This is a genomic window from Hymenobacter canadensis (genome assembly GCF_027359925.1).
GTDB classification, from domain to species: Bacteria; Bacteroidota; Bacteroidia; order Cytophagales; family Hymenobacteraceae; genus Hymenobacter; species Hymenobacter canadensis.
Genome location: NZ_CP114767.1, coordinates 3,611,944 through 3,632,387, shown reverse-complemented (window position 1 = coordinate 3,632,387; position 20,444 = coordinate 3,611,944). Strand labels below are relative to the sequence as shown.

Here is a 20,444-nt window from a genome sequence, read left to right as displayed (position 1 = left end):
CCAGCCGTCAAGTCGGCAAACCCGGACCTAATAATACTAAGTTTGTACAGTATAATAGCCGTAAAACCAAAATTAGCCGGCCGGCTCGAAGTAGCGGGACAGCCAGCTCTGGCCCGCCGGAGTCGGGAAGGAAGCCGCCAAAAGGCCCTTTTGCGCCAGTGTAGCATCAAAATAGGGAGTTTCCGCCGTGAGCTGGCCCGCGGCTACCGCCTCGCGGAGCTGCGGCCGGCTCAGTAGCTGCACCTGCCCAGCTACGAGAAAGGCCATGCGTGACTTTTCCAGCAGCGACACGCCCAGCTTGTCCTCTATGCTGCGCACAAATCTGACGGAAGCATCAATAGAGCAGCCGCTGGCATCGGCCACGGCCTCATCCAGCCCTACCACCAGAAACTGCTGATGCAGCACCTCCGCCGAAGCGGCCAACGAACGGCCGTGGCTGGTCCACTCCTCCGCAAAACGGCATAGCGTCGGCTGCATGTCTGCTATTTCTTCCGTCGTCAGCGGACGGCTGGCCTGATAAATCCAGATGCGGGCGGAAGCAGGAAGCTGATCGAAGGAAACGTACATGGCGTAGGGCTTGCGGGAGTTGAGGACTTGGGTATCGTCCCGTTCGGGATGGGGTGTTCTTACTACAAAGAAACAGCCCCGCCCGGAAGTTCCGGTGCGGGGCTGCTGTTTCGTTTATAGTTGTCGGTTGATAGTTGTCAGTTGTCAGCATTGTCCTGACAACTGACAACTATCAACCGACAACTATAAACGAACTACGCGTTGAGGCCTTCGGCGGAGGCAATCAGCTCGGCCAGGTCGAACACCTGCACGTCGGATTCGCGCTCTTTGTTCTTTACGCCGTCGGCCATCATGGTCATGCAGAACGGGCAGGCCACGGCAATGACGCTGCCGCCGCGGTTGGAGCCGGCGGGCAGTACAGGGGCGGTGCTTTCCACGCCCTGCAGGTTCAGCAGCACGTCGGCGTCGCCGTCGAGGGTAGCCAGGGCTTCCTCGGTTCTTTCAATATTGACTTCCTTTTTACCGGGTTCGGCATCCTTCCACATCTGGGCGCCGCCAGCCCCGCAGCAGAGGCCGTTGGTTTTGCAGCGCTTCATTTCCAGCAGGTCGGCGTCGAGCACCTCCAGCACCTCGCGGGGCGCTTCGTAGATGTTGTTGGCACGGCCCAGGTAACAGGAATCGTGGAAGGTAATGCGGCGGCCCTTGAACGACTCGCCGCCCTTAGCCGTCACCTTGCCTTCGTTGATGAGCTGCTGCAGGAAGGTGCTGTGGTGAATCACCTCAAACTCGCCACCCAAGGCGGGGTACTCGTTTTTGATGGTGTTGAAGCAGTGCGGGCAGGCCGTTACTACCTTCTTGATGCCATAGCCGTTGAGGGTGGCAATGTTGGTCATGGCCTGCATCTGAAACAGGAACTCGTTGCCGGCGCGCTTGGCCGGGTCGCCGGTGCAGGATTCCTCCATGCCCAGCACGGCGTAGCTCACGCCCACGTGCTCCAGAATGCGGACGAAGGCGCGGGTTACGCGCTTGTACCGGTCGTCGAAGGCCCCGGCGCAGCCCACCCAGAATAGGATTTCCGGCGACTCGCCCCGGGCGGCCAGGTCGGCCATCAACGGAACAGATACGGGACGCTTGGCAGTTTGCTCAGCCATTATATTGAGGTGGTTATTTTTTATGTTGTAAGAACGTCATGCTGAGTGAAGGCGCAGCCGCAGTCGAAGCATCTCTACCGCAGTAGTAATCAAATTACTTTGGCAACGAAGCGGTAGAGATGCTTCGACAAGCTCAGCATGACAGGGGTACTAATCCGACGAGATGCTTCGCTCTGCTCTGCATGACGTTCCAATGATTACTACGCCGTTACCGGCGTTTTTTCCGTCACGAACAGGTCGTCGGCCCAGTTGAACCGGTCGGAGGGCGAGAAGGCCCACGGCGCGCCGTTGTTTTCGATGTTGCTGAACATCACGTTCAGGGAGTTGGGCGCGGCCGACTCTTCCAGCACCAGGAAGCGGCGCATCTCGATGATGCTTTCCAGGGGGTTGATGTTCACGGGGCAGGCTTCCACGCAGGCGTTGCAGGTGGTGCAGGCCCACAGCTCCTCGGGCGTCACGTAGCCGCGCAGCAGGGTGTGGTTTTCCTTGTCGAGCTGCTCCTGGGGGTTGTGCTTGGCCTCCGCGCCGTACAGGCTGGGGTGGAAAATCAGCGGCGAGTTATACTTCTCCTCCACCCTATCCCGGGTGTCCATGATAATTTTGCGGGGCGAGAGGAGCTTGCCGGTCAGGTTAGCGGGGCACACCGAAGTACAACGGCCGCACTCGGTGCAGGAGTAGGCACTGAGCAGATTGGTCCAGGCCAAGTCGTCCACATCTTTGGCGCCGAAGGGCGTGGGCGCCAGCGCGGAGCCGTCAGGGTTGGTGGCCGGGGCAGGCACCGCGTAGCTGGGGTCCATCATGGCTTTCACCTCGTGGGTGATGCTGTCCACGTTCGAGAACTGCCCCTGCGGCACCAGCCGGGAGTAGAACACGTTCGGGAAGGCCATGATGATGTGGAAGTGCTTGCTGCTGGGCAGGTAGTTCAGGAACAGCAGAATGCCCACAATGTGCGCCCACCAGCCCACGCGCTCCAGCACGGCCAGGGCCGTGAGGTTGTCGGGAAACAGGCCCGTCAGCAGGCTGCTGACCGGAAACGCACCGGGCAAGTCCTTGCCTTCCAGCTGATGCAGCTTCAGGTCGGCGGCATTCATCGTGAACAGGGCCACCATCAACACTACCTCCACATACAGAATGATGTTGGCGTCGAGCTTAGGCCAAGCCCGCAGCTCCGGGCCGGTGAAGCGGCGCACCACGCTCGCATTGCGGCGCCACCAGAACGCCACCACGGCCAGCACCACCAGCGCGCCCAGCAGCTCGTTGGTACCGGTCAGGGCCGAGTACAGCGGGCCGAGGAACTGCAGAAACCGGTGGGTGCCAAACAGGCCGTCCACCATAATCTCAATCACCTCCACGTTGATAACAATGAAGCCAACGTAGACAATAAGGTGCAGGAAGGCCGGCGTGAGGCGCTTGAACATCTTCTGCTGCCCGAAGGCCACCAGCAGCGTCTTCCAGAGACGCTCATTGACGTGGCCGCTCATGTCCCGGTCGCGCCCGACGAGGATGTTGGCCCGGATCTTCCGCGCCTGCCAGGCAAACAGGCCGAAGCCCGCTACCGCCACCAGCAGGAAGAGGAGGTTTTGAAAGGAGAAATGCACAGGAAAGGGTAGGTTTGGGGTTGGATCCGAAATATACTCGGTATGCATAACAAATTACAGATTTTGCCAGCATAGTTTTCGGCCAGAAGATTTTTTTTAGGTTCAGGCTTGCAGGTTGAAAATGGTTTACTACTTTTGTGCTCCCCAACGGCGGTAACGCACTCGGGGGACCAAGAGCTGGTAATGTAGCTCAGTTGGTAGAGCACAGCACTGAAAATGCTGGTGTCGTTGGTTCGATTCCAATCATTACCACTAAAGCCCTCTTTGCAAAGCGCAGAGAGGGCTTTTTGTTTTACTCCTACTCGGCTGCGTGCCTTTGCGGCGCTGGCATCTGCTACCCGATGCCAGCGCTGTAAAGGCGCTTGCTACCGGCTCTTGAACTGGCGGATGGCGTCGCGGGTGAAGTCGGACAGCACGAGGCGGCCGCTGATGGCGGCTCGCTCCGGCAGCAGGGTGTCCCAGTGGTCGGTGCCCTGCCAGATGACGCGCTTGAGGTAGGTGAGGGCCTCGGGGTTGTAAGCGGCCAGCTTGCGGGCAAAGGTTAGCACGGCCGCGTCGAGGGCTTCCGGGGAGTCGTGCAGCTCGGCGTAGAGGCCTTTCTGCAAAGCCCACTCGGCGGGGCGGAACTCGCCGGCATCGAGGGCCAGCTGGGCGAAAGCCGCCGTGCCGATTTTGCGCTCCACGGCCGGGCCTACCACAAACGGACCGATGCCTACTACCAGCTCGCTCAACTTCACGCTGGCGTTACTGGTGGCAAAGCAGTAGTCGGTGGCGGCTGCCACGCCCACGCCGCCGCCAATGGCCTTGCCCTGCACCCGCCCGATGATGATTTTGGGCGAGGTGCGGCAGGCGTTAATCACTTTGGCGAAGCCGGAGAAAAACTCCAAGCCCTGGGCCGCATCCTCAATGGCAATCAGCTCATCGAAGCTGGCCCCGGCGCAGAAGGTCTTCTCGCCCTCGCTTTCCAGAATGATGACTTTGGTGGCTTCGTCCTGGGCAGTTTGGGTGATGGTGGCGGCCAGTTGGGTGAGCAGCGCGCCGGGCAGCGAGTTGTGGCTGGGGTGGAAGAAGCGGATGGTGCTGATGCCTTCCGGGGTGGTGTGGGTGGTAACGGTTCCTGTGGTCATGGGGGAATTGAGTTGTAAAAAGAACGTCATGCTGAGCTTGCCGAAGCATCTCTACCGCTTCGTTGGGCTAGCATTGCAACGAAGCGGTAGAGATGCTTCGGCAAGCTCAGCATGACAGTTAGCCTCTGGCGAGATGCTTCGGCTGCGCCTCTGCATGACGTTCTAAAGGCTACTCCTGGTCTTTCTTTTTCACCATCGTCAAAATGGTGGCTACGGCTACGGTTTCGCCGGTTTCGTCGGACACGTCTACCAACCAGCGCACGATGCCTTTGGCTACGTCGTCGTCGTCGCGCTTTTCCTGGGCTATTTTTTCCTTCACCGTGAGCTTCACGCCGATGGTCATGCCGGGGTACACGGGCTTGGTGAAGCGGCACTCATCGAGGCCGTAGTTGAGCAGCACGGGGCCTTTGCGCGGGTCCACGAACATGCCGGCGGCCTTGCTGAGCACGTAGTAGCCGTGGGCCACGCGGCCCGTAAACAGCGTGCCGTCCAGCGAAGTGGCATCCACGTGGGCGTAGAAGTTGTCGCCGGATACCTGCGCAAAGTTGGTGATGTCGGCCTCTGAAACGGTGTGGCGGTGGGTGGTGTACGTCTGCCCGATTTCCAGCTCCTCGAAGTAGTGCTGGAAGGGGTGCTTGTCCTTCTCAATCTGCTTGGCCTTGGGCTGATACACCTGAGTGATGGCCGTAATCATGCTGGGCGAGCCCTGGATGGCCACGCGTTGCATGAAGTGCTCCACGCCGCGCAGACCGCCCATTTCCTGGCCGCCACCGGCCCGACCGGGGCCGCCGTGCACCAGCAGCGGCAGTGGTGAGCCGTGCCCGGTGCTTTCCTTGGCTACCTCGCCGTTAAGCACCAGAATCCGGCCGTGGTGCGTGGCGGCACCCAGCACAAACTCGGTGGCGGTGGCGGGGCTGTTGGTGGCCACGGAGCACACCAGCGAGCCGCGTCCCAGGTTGGCCAGCTCGATGGCTTCGTCCACATTCTTGTAGGGCATCAGCGTGGCGACCGGCCCGAAGGCTTCCAGCTCGTGCGAGTCGGTGAACTTGAACGGCTCGGAGTTCAGCAGTACAATCGGCGACATGAACGCGCCGGTTTTGCAGTCGCCGCCGATAACCTGCACGTTGTCCAGGTCGCCGTACACGATGGGCGTGTTCTGGGCCAGGCGCTGCACCTGCTCGCGCACGCGCTTCACCTGGTCGAGGCCGGCCAGGGCGCCCATGCGCACGCCCTCAGCCTGCGGATGGCCCACGGTGGTTTGGGCCAGGGCTTTGCCCAGCGCAATCTGCACGTCTTCTACCAGGTTTTCGGGCACGATGATGCGGCGGATGGCGGTGCATTTCTGCCCGGCTTTGGCCGTCATTTCCTTGCGTACTTCCTTGATGAACAGGTCGAACTCCACGGTGCCGGGCACGGCGTCGGGGCCCAGCACGGCGGCATTCAGCGAGTCGGCCTCCATGTTGAACGGCACCGATTCAGCCAGAATGCGCGGGTGGCCCTTGAGCTTGCGGCCGGTTTCAGCCGAGCCCGTAAACGTCACCACATCCTGGTACGTGACGTGCTCGAGCAGACCGTGGCCGGTGCCCACCACCAACTGCAGCGCACCCTCCGGCAGAATCCCCGACCGGATGATTTCGCGCACCACGGCTTCGGTGAGGTAAGCCGAAGGCAGGGCCGGCTTCACGATGGCTGGCATCCCGGCCAGCAGGTTCACGGCAATCTTCTCCAGCATGCCCCAGATGGGGAAGTTGTAGGCGTTTATGTGCACGGCCACGCCCTCCTTGGGCACCATCAGGTGGTGGCCCATGAAGTTGCCGGCCTTGGACAGCGCAATAGGGTCCGACTCGGCATAGAACGGCGTATCGGGGAATTTGCGGCGCAAAGAGGCGTTGGCGAACAGGTTGCCGATGCCGCCTTCGATGTCAATCCAGGAGTCGGCGCGGGTGGCGCCGCTGCGGTAGCTGAGGGTGTAGAAGTCCTCCTTTTTGCTGTCGAGGTGCAGGGCCAGAGCCTTGAGCATGCGGCCCCGCTCGTGGAAGGTCATGCGGCGCAGCACGGGGTTGCCCACGCGGCGGCCGTAGTCGAGCATGGCCGCGAAGTCAAGCCCCTCACCGTCGGCAATGGCTACCACCTCGCCGGTGGAGGCGTCGTAGAGTTCGTGCTGGTCGCCGGAGCCCGCTGTCCAGCGGCCCAGGGCGTAGTTTTCGAGTAGTTGTGCCATTGGTGGGGTTTTCAGGATTCAGATAATTGCGCTCCGTTTTTAACTGAGCAATACGTTCGGCGCTAAGCTCGCTCAATAATAGCAGCGTAGCCCTGGCCCACGCCGATGCACATCGTGACAAGGGCGTAGCGCTTGTGCTGGCGGTGTAGCTCGCGGGCGGCGGCGTTGAGGATACGGGCGCCACTCATGCCCAGCGGGTGGCCCAGGGCAATAGCGCCGCCGTTGGGATTTACGCGTGGGTCGTTGTCGTCGAGGTGCAAAGCGCGCAGGCAGGCCAGGCTTTGGGCGGCGAAGGCCTCGTTCAGCTCGATTACGTCGATGTCGTTGAGCGTGAGGCCGGCGCGTTGCAGGGCCTGCTGGCTGGCTGGCACCGGCCCGATGCCCATAATGCGCGGCTCCACGCCGGCCACGCCCATGCTCACGATGCGGGCCAGCGGCGTGAGGTTGTGTTGCTTGATGCCGGCTTCCGAGGCCAGCAGCAGGGCTGCCGCGCCGTCGTTGAGGCCGGAGGCGTTACCGGCCGTGACGGTGCCGGTTTTGCGGAACGCGGGACGCAGCTTGCCGAGGCCTTCGAGGCTGGTATCGGGCTTCAGAAACTCATCTGCGGCGAAAAGCAGCAACTCGCCCTTGCGCTGCGGAATGGGCACCGGCGCAATTTCCTCGGCCAGGCGGCCGGCCTGCTGGGCGGCGGCGGCTTTCTGCTGCGAGTGGAGCGCAAACTGATCCTGGTCGTCGCGGCTGATGTGGTACTGGTCCACCAGGTTTTCGGCGGTTTCGCCCATGGCGTCGGTGCCGTAGAGGGCCTGCATCTGGGGGTTGATGAAGCGCCAGCCGAAGCTGGAGTCGTACATCTGCGAGTCAGTGCCGAAGCCTTTGCTGGGCTTAGATACCACCAGCGGGGCACGCGTCATGTTCTCCACCCCACCAGAAATAAACAGGTCGCCGTCGCCGCTGCGGATGGCGCGGGCGGCGGCAATGCTGGCCGAGAGGCCGGAGGCGCAGAGGCGATTTACGGTTTCGCCGGGCACGGTGGTGGGCATACCGGCCAGCAGTAGCGCCATACGGGCCACGTTGCGGTTGTCTTCGCCGGCCTGGTTGGCGCAGCCCAGCAGCACATCGGCCACGGCGGCGGGGTCGAGGCCAGGGTGGCGGCGCAGCAGTTCCCGGATGGCGTGAGCCGCCAGGTCGTCGGGCCGCACGGCCGCGAGCGTGCCGCCAAAGTTGCCGATGGGCGTCCGGATTCCGTCGATGAGGTAGGCTTGGGTCATGGGGTGGGTGGTGATAGGGAAAGGAAAAGAGGGAAGAACGTCATGCTCCATCTGGCGTCCGCTTGTCGAAGCATCTCGCGTGCTGAGGTTGCTTCACTAGCCCAGGGTTTAAACCCTGGGCTACGGAGCGGTTACCATCTGATTACTATAGCAACATCAGCACGCGAGATGCTTTGACAAGCTCAGCATGACGTGCTATTTGCTTTACAGCACCTCCTTACTCGTCCGGTAGGCGGTGCCTTTGAACAGGGCCAGCGGGATGCCGTGCTGGTTGGTGAGGCGCAGCTGGTACACCCCGATTTTGTGCTTGAGGCTTTCCTCGCGGGCTTCCACAGTGATAAGGTCGTCGGGGCGGCCGGCTTCGAGGTAGTCGATGGTGGCGTTGAGGGCCACGCTTTGGCGGCCATGGCTGTTGCAGGCGAAAGCAAAGGCCGAGTCGGCGGCGGCGAAGGCCACGCCGCCGTGCAGGATGCCGAAGCCGTTGAGCATCTCGGGCCGCACCCGAAACTGCAGACGGCAGTAGCCGGGACCCATTTCCTTCACTTCCAGCCCCAGCCAGTGGCTGAAGGCGTCGTGCTGTAGCATCTGGTCTTTCACAGCTTCGGCGCGAACCACGGCGGCGTTAGCGGGCGGCTGGCTCATGCTGGGCGAACGTGTGGCCGGTCCGGACCAGGCGGCGCAGCAGTGGGCTGGCGCGGTAGCGGTCCTCGTGGTAGTCGGCGTAGAGGTCGTCGAGGGTGGTCAGCACGTTCTGCAGGCCCAGCTCGTCGGCCCAGGCCAGCAGACCTTTGGGGTAGTTGACGCCCTTGGTCATGGCCAGTTCCAGGTCCTCTTTGGAAGCTACATTGAAGGCCAGCGCATCGGCGGCTTCATTGATGAGCATGGCTAGCACGCGCTGCACGATGTGGCGGCCCAGGGCTTCGTCGCGGGTGGGCTCGGGCGGGGTGGCGCCGTCGCGGTAGTCGTAGAAGCCGCGGCCCGATTTGCGGCCGTAGTAGCCGGCCTCGAACAGACGTTTCTGGGTGAAGCTGGGCTTGTAGCGCGGGTCGAAGAAGAACGAGGTAAACACCGACTCCGTGACGCGGTAGTTCACATCGTGGCCGATAAAGTCCATCAGCGCAAACGGCCCCATGCGGAAGCCACCCAGCTCGGTCAGGGCCCAGTCGATGGTCGCCATATCGGCCACGCCTTCTTCCAGCAGCCGGATGGCCTCGCCATAGAAGGGCCGCGCCACGCGGTTCACGATGAAGCCCGGCGTGTCTTTGCACAGCACCGGCAGCTTGCCCCAGCTCTGCACCAGCTGGCGGGTTTCCTCGGCCAGACCGGCGCGGGTCTGCACCGCCGGAATGATTTCCACCAGCTGCATCAGCGGGGCAGGGTTGAAGAAGTGGATGCCGATAAACCGCTCGGGCCGCTGGCAGGCCGCCGCAATGCTGGCAATCGACAGCGAGGACGTGTTGGAAGCCAGCACGCACTTCGGCGTCACCACCAGCTCCACTTCCCGGAACAGCTGCTGCTTTACGCCGAGGTCTTCCACAATGGCTTCCAGCACCAGCCCGCAGTCGGCAAACAGGTTGATGTCGGTGGTGGGCTGCACGCGGACCGCGGCGGCTTCGGCGGCCTCTGCCGTGATTTTGCCTTTCTCCGCGAGCTTCTGCAAGCCGCCGCGGATGCCGGCCACGGCCCGTTCCAGCGCGGCCGTGTTCTGGTCGAGCAGGCGCACCGGGTGGCCGGCCTGGGCCACCACCTGCGCAATCCCCGCCCCCATAGCCCCGCTCCCAATAATTCCGATGGTCATTGTACTGTGTTTTTATTCTGTCATCCTGAGCGGAGCGAAGGACCTTATCACGTTTGGGCGACTATCCAACGATGTCGTTCCTTAGTGACAAGATCCTTCGCTCCGCTCAGGATGACAGATATTTTTCAATTACTGCCCCGTAAACGTCGGCTGGCGCTTTTCCATGAAGGCTGAGACGCCCTCTTTGTAGTCGGCGGTGCTGCCGGCGCGGAGCTGGTAGTCGGCTTCGGCGCGCAGCTGCTGGGTGAGGGTGTTGGAGAAGGTGCCGTTGAGCAGCTGCTTGGTGTAAGCGAGGCCCTTGGTGGGCATGGCGGCCAGCTTGCGCACCAGCACGTCTACCTCAGCGTCGAACTGGTCGTCGGGGAAGGTCTTGTAGATCATGCCCATCTGCACGGCCTCCGGGGCCGATACTTTGTCGCCGGTCATCATCAAAGCCGTAGCACGCTGCAAACCCACAAGGCGAGGTAGGAAGTAGGTGCCGGCGCTGTCCGGAATCAGCCCGATTTTGCTGAAAGCCTGAATAAACGAGGCCGATTCGCGGGCCACCACAATGTCGCAGGCCAGGGCCAGGTTGGCGCCCGCGCCGGCAGCTACGCCGTTCACGGCCGCCACTACCGGCTTGTCCAGGGCCCGAATCAGCTCCACGATGGGGTTGTAGAGCTGCTCCACAATCTCGGCTACCTCGGGGCTGTCGGGGCCGGTGATTTCCGCCAGATCCTGGCCGGCGCAGAAGGCTTTGCCGGTGCCGGTGAGCAGCACGGCGCGCACTTCCGGGTTCTGCTGGCACTCGCGCAGCCGCTGCTGCAAGGCCAGCGCCACTTCCTTGTTGACGCTGTTGAACACCTGCGGCCGGTTGAAGCGGATGGTGGCCACGCCGGCTTCGAGGGAGAAGAGTAGGGAGGAAGTTTCGGACATAGTTCGGGAGTAGGGTGGGACAGGATGAAAAACGGCCGTCATGCTGAGCGAAGCCGGGGGCGAAGTCGAAGTATCTCGCGTGCTGACGTTGCCACAGCAATCCGACGTCAGCACGCGAGATGCTTCGGCAAGCTCAGCATGACGTTCTATACCAGTTGCATCACGCGTGGCACTTGAAGTAATCGAACGGTTCCAGGCAGTCGTCGCACTGGTAGTGGGCTTTGCAGGCAGTGGAGCCGAATTGGCTGACCAGGTGGGTGTGGGTGGACTTGCAGAGGGGGCAGCGCACGGCCGTATCGGCCCCGAACAGGTTGAGGACGTGGCCGGTGGCGGTGCCGTCCACGGGCGGGGCAATGCCGTAATCCTCCAGCTTCTGGCGGCCGGCCTGGCTCATCCAGTCGGTGGTCCAGGCGGGGCTGAGCTGGTTGTGGATGTGCACCTGCGTGAGGCCCTCGGCCAGCAGCCGCAGCCGAATTTCGGTGGCAATGGTGTTCATGGCCGGGCAGCCCGAGTAGGTGGGCGTGATGGTGACGTGCACCTGCTCGCCCTCCAGCCGCACCCCGCGCACAATGCCCAGATCCAGGATGCTGAGCACCGGCACCTCAGGGTCGGAAACCTCTTCCAGCAGCTGCCAGATCTGTGCTTCGGTGGGCATTACGTGGGGTTGGTGGGGCATAGGGGATGAAGTCAGAACGTCATGCTGAGCGCAGCCGGAGGCGAAGTCGAAGCATCTCTACCGCTTCGTTGCTACAGTAATCAGACATCAGCACGCGAGATGCTTCGACAAGCTCAGCATGACGGGCTATTTAGTCTACCACTGCATGCCCGGATACGTGCGCTGCATGTACTGCAGCTCGGCCAGCAGGTAGCCCAGGTGCTCGGAGTGGCGGCCGTCTTTGCCGCCTTGCTGGGCAAACACGTTTTCCGGCACGGGCAGGGTGGCTTCCTCAAACACGCGCGCAACGTGGGCATTTATCTGCTGCTGCAACGCGGTGTAGTCGGGCACGAGGCCGGCGATTTGCAGGGTTTGCTCGGTGGCGGTGGGCGTGGTCAGCTCGCCACCGAAGCGCCACAGGTTGCGGATGGCCTTCTCGATGCGCTGCCGGCTTTCGTCGGTGCCGTCGCCGAGGCGAATCACCCATTCCGAGCTCCACTTGATGTGGTAGGCCGCCTCCTTCACCGATTTCTCAGCAATGGCTGCCAGGTGAGCATCGGAGCCCTGCTGGAGCTGGAGCAGCAGATGGTAGTGGAAGGCATCGTACAGAAACTGTCGCACGATGGTGTGGGCGAAATCCTGGTTGGGCTGCTCCACCAGCAGCGGGTTGCGGTACTCCACGGCGGGCCGCAGGTAGGCCAGATCGTCCTCGGTGCGGCCCTGGCCTTCGAGCTCGGCGGCATACTGGTAGTAGCTGCGGGCCTCGCCCAGCAGATCCAGCGCAATGTTGGCCATGGCCAGATCCTGCTCCAGAATGGGGCCGTGCCCGCACCACTCGCTCAGGCGGTGGGCCAGAATCAGACTGGTATCGGCCAGCTGCAGCACGAAGGGCAGCATTTGACGCTGCGTTTCGGTGACAGTGGCCAGGGCCGGCGTGGGCGTGAAGTCGTCCGTCATCGGTTACATGTGCTTGATGGAATCCGGCACCTGGTAGAAGGTCGGATGGCGGTAGATTTTGTCGTTGGCAGGCTCGTAGAAAGCAGCCGCGTCGTCGGGGTTGGAGGCGTGCACGTGCGTGCTTTCCACCACCCAGATGCTCACGCCTTCGAGGCGGCGCGTGTACACGTCGCGGGCGTTCTGGATGGCCATGGTGGCATCGGCGGCGTGGAGGCTGCCCACGTGCTTATGGTCGAGGCCCTGCTTACTGCGGATAAAAACTTCCCACAGCGGCCATTCTTGTTGAGTCATGATGTAGTGCTTAGTAGAACGTCATGCTGAGCTTGTCGAAGCATCTCGCGTGCTGACGTCGGATTGCTATTGCAACGTCAGCACGCGAGATGCTTCGACAAGCTCAGCATGACGGGCTTGACAATTGGAGTTCAGACCTACGCCGCTGACTTGGCCAGCTCGCGGCCGGCGCGTTTGGCGGCGTGGGCCAGGGCAGCTTCGCGCACCCAGGCGCCTTGGTCCCAGGCATCTACGCGGGCCTGCAGGCGTTCCTGGTTGCAGAGGCCGTTGCCTTTCACCACGTTCCAGAACTCCTCCCAGTTCACCTCGCCGAAGTCGTAGGCCTGGCGGGCTTCGTTCCACTGCACCTTTTCGTCAGGAACGGTGAGGCCCAAGAACTCGGCCTGGGGCACCATCATGTCCACAAATTTCTGGCGCAGCTCATCGTTGGTGAAGCGCTTGATGCGCCACTTCATGCTCTGCTCGGTGTTGGGCGAGTCGGCATCGGCGGGGCCAAACATCATCAGCGTGGGCCACCACCAGCGGTTGAGGGCTTCCTGGGCCATGGCTTTCTGCTCGGGCGCGCCTTCGCACAGGGTCTGCATAATCTCGAAGCCCTGGCGCTGGTGGAAGCTTTCCTCCTTACACACGCGCACCATGGCGCGGGCGTAGGGGCCGTAGCTGGTGCGGCACAGCGGCACTTGGTTCAGAATGGCGGCGCCGTCTACCAGCCAGCCTACGCAGCCCATATCGGCCCAGCTCAGGGTGGGGTAGTTGAAGATGCTGCTGTACTTGGCTTTGCCCGAGTGCAGGTCAGCCAGCATCTGGTCGCGGGTGGTACCCAGGGTTTCGGCCGCCGAGTAGAGGTAGAGGCCGTGGCCGGCTTCGTCCTGCACCTTGGCCAGCAAGATGGATTTGCGCTTCAGCGAAGGGGCACGGGTAATCCAATTGCCTTCGGGCAGCATGCCCACCAGCTCGGAGTGCGCGTGCTGCGAAATCTGCCGGATCAGCGTCTTGCGGTACGCCTCGGGCATCCAGTCCTTGGGCTCGATGCGCACATCGGCATCAATGCGGGCCTGAAACTGTTCTTCCTGGGTGAGTTCTAGGGTTTCCATGCGCCTTCAACAAAGGTTAACTAACAATCGTTAGTTAAATGTAAGGAAAAATTTGGGCTGCTGCGCTGCAGCATCTTAAAAGAACGTCATGCTGAGCGAAGCTGAAAGCGTAGTCGAAGCATCTCGCATGCAGCAGTAATCAAATTAGTATTACAACGTCAGCACGCGAGATGCTTCGGCTGCGCTCAGCATGACGTTCTTTTACGAGGCCATCGATTACTGGTCGAAATCCACCACCACCCGCTCGGAGGTGGGGCGCGCCTGGCAACTGAGGACGTAGCCTTGGGCCACTTCTTTTTCGGAAAGCGAGTAGTTCACGTCCATTTCTACGGTGCCTTCGGTCACGCGGCAGCGGCAGGTGCTGCACATGCCGTTTTTGCACGAATACGGCGCGTCGGCCCCGGTTTCGAGCACCGCGTCCAGAATCGTGTCGCCGTAGTACGACATTTCCAGCACGCGCTTCGTGCCTTCCAGCTGCACCGTTACCTGGCTGTGCTTGTCGTCCTGGCCGGCGGGGCGCTGGGCCTGGCGGGCGGCGGCTTTCTGGGCCCCGGCGGCCGAGGCGAACAGCTCGAAGTGCACCTTCTCGGGCGCAACGCCGGCTTCCAGCAACACGCTTTTCACTTCCAGAATCATTTCCTCAGGCCCGCACAGAAACACCTCGTCGATTTTCTGGGCCGGGATGATTTTGTCGAGGAACACGCGGGCCTTGGCGCCGTCGATGCGGCCGAACAGCAGGTCGGTGTCGCCCTGCTCGCGGCTGAGCACGTGGTACACGCTCAGGCGCTGAAGGAAGCGGTTTTTCAGGCCCTCGATTTCCTCCTTGAAGATGATGGAGTTGCGGCCCCGGTTGCCATAGATGAGCGTTACGCGGCTATCAGGCTCCGCCAGTAGCACCGTTTTCAGGATGGACAGCACCGGCGTGATGCCTGAGCCGGCCGCGAACAGCACGTACTGCTTGGCCTGGTCGGCGTGCAGCTCGGTGGTGAAATGCCCCATCGGCGGCATTACCTCCAGCTCGTCGCCGACGCGCAGCTGCTGCACGGCGTGGGTGGAAAAGCGCCCCTCCGGCACCTGCTTGATGGCCACGCGCCACTCGTTTTCCAGCGGGCTGCTGCAGATGGAGTAGCTGCGGCGCACTTCCTCGCCGTTCAGGTGCCGCCGAAACGTGAGGTACTGGCCCTGCGTGAACCGGAAGGTGTCGCGCAGCTCGGCGGGCACGTCCAGGGCCACGCTCACGCAATCGGGCGTTTCGCGGGTGATGCTCTTGACTTTGAGGGAGTGGAAGCGGCTCATTCGTGTTAGTTGTCAGTTGCTGGTTGTCGGTTGTTAGTCACTGGGGTGTGGTTGTCAGACGTCCCTTCCGGCAAGTACTGACAACTGATACCCAGCAACTGACAACTCAACAACGCACTTACTTTTTCAGCCCCGACAGGAGCATGGTGATGATGTTTTCTTCGAGCTCTTCGGCCGTAACGCCGCGGCCCGGGCGGTACCACAGCTCCACCCAGCGCACCGCCGACAGAATGGTAAACAGCGCCACCGACACGTTGACGGGCTGCAGCTCGCCGGCCGCAATGCCCTGCTCGATGAGGGCGGCAAAGCCTTTTTCGTAGTCTTTGCGGGCTTTCTTGAACTCGGTTAGGCGCGGCTCGGACAGGTACTTCCAGTCGTTGTTGGCCACCGATACGGCCGCCCCATCCTCCACCATCAGGCGGATGTGCAGCCGGATCAGCGCCTTTATCTTCTCTACGTAAGAATCCTCGGTGCGCTCTATTTCGGCCAGCTGCGAGATATAGGTATCGGAAACGTGGAAGCAGATGTGGTCCAGCAGCTCATCCTTAGAACTGATGTGATTGTACATGCTGGCCGCCTCCATCCCTACCTGCGCACCCAGCTCCCGCATGGAGGCGCCGCTGAAGCCCCGGGCTTTAAACAGCTTGGCAGCTTCTTCCAGAATTATCTGGCGCTTATTGGACTTCGTTTTTTTGGCCATGGAGGTAAAACAGCATCGCCTGAAAGCAACGGCTTAAGCGCCTGACAACTGGTTGTTCGTTGCCGGACGAGGCGCAATCAGTTGCGCCGCAATGCCCTCAAAAGTACGGACCTCTAAGCCCCAAACAAACATTCGTTAGTTTAACCACTTATAAAATTCAGGCTTTTGAAAAAGGCCGTTTTTTGATTAAATTTCTACAAATCAACAACTTAAATATTATCAAGCAATAATAAGTGAGTGAATACTCACCTAAAAAGCAGCTACTCACCATGCCGGGCAGGATTCTTTGCTTAATATTGTTCCGGCTATCACACGGTGAATCCCCCCCGCCGGGTGTTAGCAAATTCCCACACCCTGATTGCCCGGACGTCCGCCCCACCCCGTCCGGTTCCTGTTCACCGAAAACCGCATTCCCTGCTTCGGTAGGTTGAGAGCCGGTTATCGAATTTCTACCCCGGCCGAAGCGGATTAATTTCCGCTTCGGCCGGGCTATTTTTGGGCGGTTTCGTTGGCTGAGGCGGCTGGAGTCTGGCCGCGGGCCAGCGCCGGGTGGTACAGCGCGTAGCCCGGCAGATTTTCGCACGTACCGGCCGGCCGGCTACCTTCGTGGCGCTCCTCTCCTACTGCCCCGCCCATGCCCACCGGAACCCTGCTGCTCATCGACGACGAAACCAGCCTGCGCCAGCTGCTCACGCGGGTGCTGGAGCTGGAGGGCTACACCCTGCTCCCGGCCCCCGATGCCCGCCGCGGCCTGGAGCTGCTGCGCCAGCACCACGACGAGGTACTGGTAGTGCTGTCGGATGTGAAGCTGCCCGACGGCTACGGCCTCGACCTGCTGCCGCGCTACAAGCAGGTCGCCCCGCTGGCCGAGGTCATCCTGATGACGGCCTACGGCACCATTCCCGACGGCGTGCGGGCCATGAAGGAAGGCGCCTTCGACTACCTCACCAAGGGCGACTCCGACGACCAGCTGCTGGTGGTAGTGGAGCGCGCCGCCGACAAGGCCCGCCTGCAGCGCCGCGTGGCCGACCTCGAAAAGAAAGTAGGCGCTCAATACAGCTTCGACAGCATGATTGGCCGCTCCGCCGCGCTGCTGCAGGCCCGGAAGCTGGCTGAGCGTGCGGCTCCTACCGATAGCACGGTTTTGCTGGAAGGGCCTACCGGCGCGGGCAAGGAGCTATTTGCCCAGGCCATTCACCAGGCCAGTCCGCGCCGCAGCAAGCCGTTCGTGGCCGTGAACTGCTCGGCCTTCCCTAAGGATTTGCTGGAATCGGAGCTGTTTGGCTATAAGAAGGGCGCGTTTACGGGCGCGCTGACCGACAAGAAGGGGCTGCTGGAGGAAGCCAACGGCGGCACGCTGTTTCTGGACGAAATCGGGGAGCTGGAGCTGAACGTGCAGGCCAAGTTCCTGCGGGTGCTGGAAACCCAGCAGTTCACCAAGCTCGGCGACACGAAGCCCACCAGCGTGAACGTGCGCATCGTGGCCGCCACCAACCGCAACCTCAAGCAGGAAGCCGAGGCCGGCCACTTTCGGCCCGATCTGTACTACCGCCTGGCCGTGTTTACGGTACCGGTGCCGGGCCTCAACGAGCGACGCGAGGATGTGCCGCTGCTGGCCGAGTATTTCCTGCAGTTCTTCGCCGGTAAGCTGCGCCGCCGCCTGCGCGGCTTGGAGCCCGAGGTGCTGGAGCAGCTGCGCCGCCACGACTGGCGCGGCAACGTGCGGGAACTGAAAAACGTGCTGGAACGCGCCGCCATCCTCGCCGACGGCGACACGCTCACCACCGACGACCTGCCCGCCGACTTCCACTACTTCACGGCCGCCCCCACCACTGACGAGGCCTCCGACAAAAGCCTACGCAATCTGGAGAAGCGCCAGATTCGGCAGGTGCTCCACGACACCGGCGGCAACAAGATGGAAGCCGCCCGCCAGCTCGGCATCGGCACCAAAACCCTCTACCGCAAGATTCAGGAATACGGGCTGTAGAGACGCAACATTTTGCGTCTCTCCGTTGAACGATGCCGCCTGCGTCCCAGGGCTGAAGCCCTGGGCTACGTAGCGCCCGCCCATACTCACTCACTAGCCCAGGGCTTCAGCCCTAGGACACGATGACCGGCACCCCACCAAACCGGGTTATTCTGACCAGCGCACCGGGTCAGAATGACCCGGTTTTTTTGTGCACGGTGAGCTGGGAAAGAGCAAGGTCAAAATATTTATATCTGATAATCAGGCAGATAAAATCAAAATAGAGCACAGCATCCGAATGTGGGCCCGGATTGGCAAGAAGCCGCCCGAGCCATTCGTCGATTCGGCAAACTGACCGAACCGGGGCCGGCCCTGGGCAGACTGACAACCAGCCCAGGGCCACGCCCCGACGACGCAGGCTCTTCACGGACCAGTTCCACTTTTTTTCATCGTTTCCGATGACTTCTTCCACCGAAACCGCCTCCCTGCTGCTGGAAAACTTTCCGGAGCTGGGTGCGGAGTTGCAGGCTCCGGCTACCCGCCAGAGTATTTACCGGCAGCTGAGCTGCTTTGCCACCTTCACCCGCGAAGCCGCCGAGGGCGGCCACCTGGCCCTGCTCAAGCGCTGCTTCGAGGTGGCCGACCGCCTGCTGCGCCAGGGCGACGCCTACCTGGCCCGCGCCATCGAAAACGTGTACCTGCACTGCCTGCACCTCGATGGCAGCACCTACGGCAACCAGCTGGCCCGCCAGCTCATGCCCGCCCGCCTCTACCAGACCTATCACTATCCATACACCACCATGCTGCCCTAGGGCCGCTGCTTTTCCGCTTTGCCAATGGCTCCGCTCCTGATGATTCCCGTGCTCACGGCCGCCGGCCTAGCCGGTTTCTGGCTCTTCTACAAGTCCGTCGATTTCTTCGACCAGATCTAACCCCGTCGCGCCATGATGCTCGTCCTGTTTTTCCTCTCCCTCGCCACGTTCGGCTACCTCTGCTACGTGCTGCTGCGCCCGGAGAAATTTTAACGTCAACCCCACCCCAACCCCTCCCCTCCGGGAGAGGGGTTGGGGTGGAGTTCAACTCACCAAAAATGAACAACGAACTACTCAGCATCGGCGGGATATACCTCGTTACGCTGGTGCTGGCCCTGCCGCTGGGCGCGTATCTGGCCCGGGTGTTCCGGGGCGAAAAGAACCTGCTCGACTTCATGCGGCCCGTCGAGAACGGCATCTACCGGCTGTCCGGCATTGATGCCCGCCGCGAGATGAGCTGGCAGCAGCACATGGTGGCGCTGCTCACCATCAACCTCGTGTGGTTTCTGCTGGCCATGCTGGTGCTCAGCACCCAGGGGAGCCTGCCGCTCAATCCCGACGGCAACCCCTCGATGGCCCCCGATCTGGCTTTCAACACGGCCATTTCCTTTTTGGTGAACTGCAACCTGCAGCACTACTCCGGCGAGTCGGGCCTGTCGTACCTCTCCCAAATCGTGGTGATTACCTTCCTGCAGTTTGTGAGTGCCGCGACCGGCATTGCGGCGGCCGTAGTGGTGTTCAACGCCCTCCAGACCCGCACTACCGAGAAGCTGGGCAACTTCTACGACTACTTTGTGAAGAGCCTCACGCGCCTGCTGCTGCCCGGTGCGCTGCTAGTAGCCCTTATCCTAGCCTTCAACGGCACGCCCATGACGCTGCAGGGCAAGCAGGAGCTCATCACGCTGCAGGGCGACTCGGTGGCCGTGAGCCGCGGGCCGGTGGCCGCCATGGTGGCCATCAAGGAGCTGGGCACCAATGGGGGCGGCTTCTACGGAGCCAACTCGGCCCACCCGCTCGAAAACCCCAACTTCATTACTAACGCCGTCGAGAACATTGCCCTGGTGATTATCCCCATTGCCATGGTGTTTGCGCTGGGTTTCTACCTGAAGCGCCGCAAGCTCTCCTACATGATTTTTGGGGTGATGACGGTAGGCTTCTTGGCCCTGCTGGCCCCCACGGTGTACTACGAAATGCACGGCAACCCCGCCATCAGCCAGATGGGCGTCGATCAGGCGCTGGGGGCTATGGAAGGCAAGGAAATCCGCTTCGGGGCCGCGGCTTCGGCCTACTGGAGCATCACCAACACCATCATCAGCTGCGGCTCCGTCAACTCCATGCACGATTCGTTTATGCCGATTTCGGGCATGAGCCAGATGCTGGGCATGATGACCAACGCCTTCTACGGCGGCTGCGGCGTGGGTCTGCTCAACTTCTTCGCCTACCTCATCATTGCCGTGTTCATTGCCGGCCTGATGGTGGGCCGCACGCCCGAGCTGCTGGGCAAGAAGATTGAGGCCCGCGAGATGAAAATCGCCATCCTCGTGACGCTGCTGCACCCGCTGCTGATTCTGGCAGGCACGGCCCTCACGGCTCACCTGTACGTGGGCAACCCCACCGAGTATGCTGGCTGGCTGGCCAACCCCGGCTACCACGGCTTCTCCGAGATGCTGTATGAGTTCACCTCCGCCTCGGCCAACAACGGCTCCGGCTTCGAGGGCCTCGGCGACAACACGCCCTGGTGGAACATCAGCACTGGCGTAGTGCTGCTGCTGGCCCGCTTCCTGCCCATCATCGGCCCGGTAGCCATTGCCGGCCTGCTGGCCCGCAAGAAGTACGTGCCCGAAAGCGCCGGCACCCTGCCCGCCGACACGGCCACCTTCGGGGTGATGGTGCTGGCCGTCATCGTCATCATCGCCGCGCTGGCCTTCTTCCCGGCCTTGGCCCTGGGGCCGCTGGCCGAGCATTTCTCGCTGTACTAGGCGGAGCCAATATCCGAGACTGTCATGCTGACGAAGGAAGCATCCTATCACGACTGCCTTCATCAGAACTAGTAATCAATGTAGCGCAGGCGTGATAAGGTCCTTCGCT

The 20,444-nt window shown here is 61.9% G+C and carries 20 protein-coding genes and 1 tRNA gene; 5 read left to right on the top strand and 16 right to left on the bottom strand.

The window, feature by feature from the left end; all coding sequences use genetic code 11:
- Nucleotides 1–72 precede the first annotated feature (72 nt).
- The 3 genes from O3303_RS15590 to O3303_RS15580 form a co-directional block, all read right to left on the bottom strand.
- Nucleotides 73–567 carry a hypothetical protein gene (locus O3303_RS15590; protein ID WP_269559311.1) on the bottom strand — a complete coding sequence of 165 codons (495 nt, stop codon included), beginning with the start codon at nt 565–567 and terminating at the stop codon, nt 73–75.
- Between the two features lie 194 nt (nt 568–761).
- Nucleotides 762–1,658, bottom strand: coding sequence for a (Fe-S)-binding protein (locus tag O3303_RS15585; protein WP_269559310.1), 897 nt, complete (start codon nt 1,656–1,658; stop codon nt 762–764).
- A gap of 200 nt (nt 1,659–1,858) precedes the next feature.
- Nucleotides 1,859–3,256, bottom strand: a complete 1,398-nt coding sequence (locus O3303_RS15580) for a 4Fe-4S dicluster domain-containing protein (protein ID WP_269559309.1) — start codon at nt 3,254–3,256, stop codon at nt 1,859–1,861.
- Between the two features lie 179 nt (nt 3,257–3,435).
- Between O3303_RS15580 and O3303_RS15575 the strand changes: the two genes are divergently transcribed.
- Nucleotides 3,436–3,508, top strand: a tRNA-Phe gene (locus O3303_RS15575).
- A 113-nt stretch (nt 3,509–3,621) separates the two neighbouring features.
- Here O3303_RS15575 and O3303_RS15570 read toward each other — a convergent pair.
- From O3303_RS15570 to O3303_RS15510, 13 genes are all read right to left on the bottom strand, one after another.
- Nucleotides 3,622–4,383 (bottom strand): enoyl-CoA hydratase/isomerase family protein, encoded by a 762-nt coding sequence (locus tag O3303_RS15570; protein WP_269559308.1) that lies wholly within the window; start codon nt 4,381–4,383, stop codon nt 3,622–3,624.
- 169 nt (nt 4,384–4,552) lie between these two features.
- On the bottom strand, nt 4,553–6,604 hold the full coding sequence (paaZ, locus tag O3303_RS15565) for a phenylacetic acid degradation bifunctional protein PaaZ (RefSeq protein WP_269559307.1): 2,052 nt from the start codon (nt 6,602–6,604) through the stop codon (nt 4,553–4,555).
- Between the two features lie 62 nt (nt 6,605–6,666).
- The gene (pcaF, locus tag O3303_RS15560) at nt 6,667–7,872 is read right to left on the bottom strand and encodes a 3-oxoadipyl-CoA thiolase (protein ID WP_269559306.1); all 1,206 of its coding nucleotides are present in this window, start codon (nt 7,870–7,872) and stop codon (nt 6,667–6,669) included.
- Between the two features lie 204 nt (nt 7,873–8,076).
- On the bottom strand, nt 8,077–8,514 hold the full coding sequence (locus O3303_RS15555; protein ID WP_269559305.1) for a hotdog fold thioesterase: 438 nt from the start codon (nt 8,512–8,514) through the stop codon (nt 8,077–8,079).
- The gene (locus tag O3303_RS15550) at nt 8,495–9,670 is read right to left on the bottom strand and encodes a 3-hydroxyacyl-CoA dehydrogenase NAD-binding domain-containing protein (protein WP_269559304.1); all 1,176 of its coding nucleotides are present in this window, start codon (nt 9,668–9,670) and stop codon (nt 8,495–8,497) included. Before O3303_RS15550 ends, O3303_RS15555 begins: the two co-directional genes overlap by 20 nt.
- 129 nt (nt 9,671–9,799) lie before the next feature.
- Nucleotides 9,800–10,585 (bottom strand): enoyl-CoA hydratase-related protein, encoded by a 786-nt coding sequence (locus O3303_RS15545; RefSeq protein ID WP_269559303.1) that lies wholly within the window; start codon nt 10,583–10,585, stop codon nt 9,800–9,802.
- Between the two features lie 160 nt (nt 10,586–10,745).
- Complete coding sequence (gene paaD, locus O3303_RS15540) at nt 10,746–11,261, bottom strand: 1,2-phenylacetyl-CoA epoxidase subunit PaaD (protein ID WP_269559302.1); 516 nt, start codon at nt 11,259–11,261, stop codon at nt 10,746–10,748.
- Between the two features lie 135 nt (nt 11,262–11,396).
- On the bottom strand, nt 11,397–12,197 hold the full coding sequence (paaC, locus tag O3303_RS15535; RefSeq protein WP_269559301.1) for a 1,2-phenylacetyl-CoA epoxidase subunit PaaC: 801 nt from the start codon (nt 12,195–12,197) through the stop codon (nt 11,397–11,399).
- 3 nt (nt 12,198–12,200) lie between these two features.
- Entirely contained in the window at nt 12,201–12,488 is a 288-nt protein-coding gene (paaB, locus tag O3303_RS15530) for a 1,2-phenylacetyl-CoA epoxidase subunit PaaB (RefSeq protein ID WP_044004358.1), read from the bottom strand.
- A 137-nt stretch (nt 12,489–12,625) separates the two neighbouring features.
- A complete protein-coding gene (paaA, locus tag O3303_RS15525; RefSeq protein WP_269559300.1) occupies nt 12,626–13,582 on the bottom strand; it encodes a 1,2-phenylacetyl-CoA epoxidase subunit PaaA in 957 nt (318 codons plus the stop codon).
- Between the two features lie 216 nt (nt 13,583–13,798).
- Complete coding sequence (paaE, locus tag O3303_RS15520; RefSeq protein WP_269559299.1) at nt 13,799–14,878, bottom strand: 1,2-phenylacetyl-CoA epoxidase subunit PaaE; 1,080 nt, start codon at nt 14,876–14,878, stop codon at nt 13,799–13,801.
- Nucleotides 14,879–14,996: 118 nt separating this feature from the next.
- Complete coding sequence (locus O3303_RS15515; protein ID WP_269559298.1) at nt 14,997–15,578, bottom strand: TetR/AcrR family transcriptional regulator; 582 nt, start codon at nt 15,576–15,578, stop codon at nt 14,997–14,999.
- 489 nt (nt 15,579–16,067) lie between these two features.
- Nucleotides 16,068–16,238 carry a hypothetical protein gene (locus tag O3303_RS15510; protein WP_269559297.1) on the bottom strand — a complete coding sequence of 57 codons (171 nt, stop codon included), beginning with the start codon at nt 16,236–16,238 and terminating at the stop codon, nt 16,068–16,070.
- Here O3303_RS15510 and O3303_RS15505 point away from each other — a divergent pair.
- The 4 genes from O3303_RS15505 (at nt 16,213) to kdpA (ending at nt 20,335) form a co-directional block, all read left to right on the top strand.
- Nucleotides 16,213–17,565, top strand: coding sequence for a sigma-54-dependent transcriptional regulator (locus O3303_RS15505; RefSeq protein WP_269559296.1), 1,353 nt, complete (start codon nt 16,213–16,215; stop codon nt 17,563–17,565). The two genes, O3303_RS15510 and O3303_RS15505, sit on opposite strands and share 26 nt — an antisense overlap.
- 437 nt (nt 17,566–18,002) lie before the next feature.
- Nucleotides 18,003–18,356, top strand: coding sequence for a DUF7674 family protein (locus tag O3303_RS15500; RefSeq protein ID WP_269559295.1), 354 nt, complete (start codon nt 18,003–18,005; stop codon nt 18,354–18,356).
- Nucleotides 18,357–18,488: 132 nt separating this feature from the next.
- On the top strand, nt 18,489–18,569 hold the full coding sequence (kdpF, locus tag O3303_RS21975; RefSeq protein WP_350356620.1) for a K(+)-transporting ATPase subunit F: 81 nt from the start codon (nt 18,489–18,491) through the stop codon (nt 18,567–18,569).
- Nucleotides 18,570–18,634: 65 nt separating this feature from the next.
- Nucleotides 18,635–20,335: a potassium-transporting ATPase subunit KdpA gene (gene kdpA, locus O3303_RS15495; RefSeq protein WP_269559294.1), complete on the top strand. Its 1,701-nt coding sequence runs from the start codon at nt 18,635–18,637 to the stop codon at nt 20,333–20,335.
- Nucleotides 20,336–20,444 lie beyond the last annotated feature (109 nt).